A 2,902-nucleotide genomic window follows, 5' to 3' on the forward strand; every position below is an offset into this window, starting at 1 on the left:
TCCGCGGCCGCCGCGAGCCCCGCGCCGGCCAGCGCGGCGGCCAGGAACCCGCCGGTGAACGCGTCGCCCGCACCCGTGCTGTCCAGCGCCGCCGCGGGCACCCCCGGTACCCGGGCGACCAGCCTGCCGTCCCGCGCCACCAGCGCGCCGGCCGCGCCGAGCGTGACCACCGCCGTCCCGTACGCCGCGCTCAACTCCTCGGCCGCGCCGACCCCGTCGGCCCGGCCGGACAGCAGCCGGGCCTCGGCGAGGTTCGGCAGCAGCAGCCCGGCGCCGGCCACCGCCGCCCGGAAGGCGTCCACCCCGAGCCGCCCGAGGAAACCGGTCGACGCCGGGTCCACGCTCACCGGTGTGCCGCGCGCGGCGGCCTCGGCCAGCACCAGGGCGGCGAGCCGGCGCCCGGGTTCCGAGAAGAACAGGTAGCCGGACAGGTGCACCCGGGCCACGCCCGTGAGCAGCCGCGGGTCCCAGTCCTCGGGGCCGAGCCGCACCGATGCGCCGCCGTCGGTCACCAGGGTGCGCTCCGCCCGGCCGTCGACCAGGCAGACCACCACCGCCGTCGGGGCGTCCCGGTCCACCACCAGCCGGGGGTCGACACCCGCCGCCCGCAGCTGCCCGCGGTGCCACTCGGCGCTGTCGGCGCCGGCCCTGGCCAGCAGGACGACAGGGGCGCCCCGGTGGGCGGCCCAGGCCGCGACGTTGGCGCCCGCGCCGCCCGGGCACACCGAGATCCGCGCCGCGGTGTCGGTGTCCGGTGCGAGCGGGCCCTCGTGCAGCGCGAGCACGTCGGTGACCACGTCCCCGATCACCAGCAGCGCGCCGGGCCCGGCGGTCATCCGCGTTCCACCGCTCCGCCCGCCCCCGCCGCCGGGCCGGCCGGGTCCGCCGGGTCCGCCGGGTCCGCTGCCCACACGCCGGCGATCTCGGCGGCGAGGGCGACGTTGCCGCGTACGGCGGCCAGGTTGGCCTCCAGCGAGGCACCGGCGGTGTGCTCGGTGAGGTACGCGAGCAGGAACGGCGTGGTGGCCTGCCCGGTGACGCCCTCCCGTTCGGCCGCCGCGAGCGCCTCGGCGAGCACCCGGTCGTGCAGCCCGGGGTCCAACTGCTGGTGCGGCGGTACCGGGTTGGCCACGATCAGCGCCGATCCGGGTCCGCCCAGGCCGTCCTGGGCGCGCATCACGGCGGCGACCTCGGCCGGCCCCTGCACCGTCCAGTCCACCGGGCTGCCCGAACTGGTCAGGTAGAAGCCGGGGAAGGACTCCGTCCGGTGACCGAGGACGGCCACACCGAGCGTCTCCAGCCGCTCCAGCGTCGCGGGGACGTCGAGGATCGACTTCACCCCGGCGCAGACCACAGTGATCCTGGTCCTGGCCAGCAGCGCGAGGTCGTTGGACTCGTCCTGGGTGTCGGTCCAGCCCCGGTGCACCCCGCCGAGGCCGCCGGTGGCGAAGACCCGGATCCCGGCCCGGGCCGCCAGGAACGCGGTGCCCGAGACGGTGGTCGCCCCGCTCGCCCCGGCCGCGACCGCCGGGGCCAGGTCGCGGAAGCCCAGCTTGCGCAGGCCGGTGTCGGTGGCGACCCGCTCCAGCTCGGCCTTGCCGAGCCCGACCCGCGGCAGGCCGTCCAGCACCGCGATGGTGGCCGGCACCGCGCCCGCGGCCCGGACCAGCTCCTCCAGCTCCCCGGCGACCTGGAGGTTGCGCGGCCGGGGCAGGCCGTGCGCGATGATCGTCGACTCCAGCGCGACCACCGGGGTCCCGTCCTGCAGGGCGTCGCGTACCTCGTCGGAGAGCCGCAGGGCGGCCGGTGCTGTCCTGGTCATCCTCCATTCCTGGCATGGCCGGAGCGGGTCCAAACCTCGCCGCGCCCGGCGGCGTAGGATGCCGGGTGCGGGGTGGGACGCGAAATGTCTGGATCTGCCATGCTTCACGACCACGATGCGGTCTGCGCCCGGTTCGGCGTCGAGCCCGCACCCGTCGGCGCCGCCGAGATCCTCGGCCTCGCCGGGACCTTCTCCAGCGTCAGGTTCCCGCTGAACGGCCTGCGGCAGCCGCCCGAGGACGGTGCCTGCGGCTGGTTCGTCTGGTCCGCCGAGGAACTTCCCGACGATCCCGACTTCTTCGTCCCCACCCCGGTCGGCCACCTGGTGACGGTCTGTCCGTCGCTGAAGCCCTACCTGGCGCTGCCGCCGGGCTGGCGGTTCAGCTTCGGCCCGGGGTACGAGGACGTCTGGTACGACGGGCAGTTGCTCGGCTGACCGCCGCCGTCCGGCAGCGGCGCCCGCCCGCCGTGCCCTACCGCGCCTCGGGCCCGGCCCGCAGCCGGGTGCGGGTGCGCATCAGGATCCGGCCGAGCATGTTGCGGCCGGTGCCGGTGCGGCCGCGACCCCAGTAGTGGTCGGTGCCGGTGTCCTCGACCAGCTCCTGGTCACCGGTGGCCAGCAGCACCGCCCGGAGGTCGGGGTGGGCGCGGAACTTCGCCTCCACCGCGCGGCGCATCGCCTCGTCCTTGACCCGCTCCCAGTCCCGGCGCAGTCCGCGGGCCGGGTCCCGGCCCAACTCCGCCGCCCGCAACGGCGTGCCGGCGCGGCGGACGGTCTCGGCGTGCCGGGTACCGGCGAACTTCTGCGCCTGGAAGTAGTGCTCGGAGGTGGGCCACCACAGCCCGTCGAGCTCGAAGCCGTGCGGCGAGAAGTTGGAGAAGCAGCCGTAGGGCGGCTCGTCGGCGCCGTAGAAGTAGATCGGCATCCCGGCCCCCCGTGTCCGTCGGCGAAGAACCGCACCCTGCCAGCCGCCCGGCGGCGCGGCAACCCGATTTGCGCGGGCCTGCCGGACGGGCCTGCCGCACGGGCGGTGCGGCAGGCCGGTGCGCGTTACGGCAGGTTGCGGGCCATCACGATGCG

General features: G+C 76.6%; 4 protein-coding genes. 1 reads left to right on the forward strand and 3 read right to left on the reverse strand.

Annotated elements, in window-relative coordinates; all coding sequences use genetic code 11:
- Together AA75_RS15275 and AA75_RS15280 are read right to left on the reverse strand one after the other, a co-directional pair.
- Positions 1-836, reverse strand: an 836-nt coding sequence (locus AA75_RS15275; protein WP_033820560.1) for a carbohydrate kinase family protein, incomplete at its 3' end; no start/stop codon positions are given.
- Positions 833-1,822: a pseudouridine-5'-phosphate glycosidase gene (locus AA75_RS15280; RefSeq protein ID WP_082526531.1), complete on the reverse strand. Its 990-nt coding sequence runs from the start codon at positions 1,820-1,822 to the stop codon at positions 833-835. The genes AA75_RS15280 and AA75_RS15275, both read right to left, overlap by 4 nt.
- 99 nt (positions 1,823-1,921) lie before the next feature.
- On the opposite strand from AA75_RS15280, the gene AA75_RS15285 reads away from it, so the two are divergent.
- Positions 1,922-2,257, forward strand: coding sequence for a hypothetical protein (locus AA75_RS15285; protein WP_033820561.1), 336 nt, complete (start codon positions 1,922-1,924; stop codon positions 2,255-2,257).
- 37 nt (positions 2,258-2,294) lie between these two features.
- On the opposite strand, the gene AA75_RS15290 is transcribed toward AA75_RS15285, so the two are convergent.
- Positions 2,295-2,747 carry an NADAR family protein gene (locus AA75_RS15290; protein WP_033820562.1) on the reverse strand — a complete coding sequence of 151 codons (453 nt, stop codon included), beginning with the start codon at positions 2,745-2,747 and terminating at the stop codon, positions 2,295-2,297.
- Between the last annotated feature and the right edge of the window lie 155 nt (positions 2,748-2,902).

The organism is Kitasatospora sp. MBT63, from assembly GCF_000710465.2.
Lineage (GTDB): Bacteria > Actinomycetota > Actinomycetes > Streptomycetales > Streptomycetaceae > Kitasatospora.

Coding starts and splice junctions, on each gene's coding strand:
- AA75_RS15280 (WP_082526531.1), bottom strand. CDS start 1,822: ATGACCAGGACAGCACCGGCCGCCCTGCGGCTCTCCGACGAGGTACGC.
- AA75_RS15285 (WP_033820561.1), top strand. CDS start 1,922: ATGCTTCACGACCACGATGCGGTCTGCGCCCGGTTCGGCGTCGAGCCC.
- AA75_RS15290 (WP_033820562.1), bottom strand. CDS start 2,747: ATGCCGATCTACTTCTACGGCGCCGACGAGCCGCCCTACGGCTGCTTC.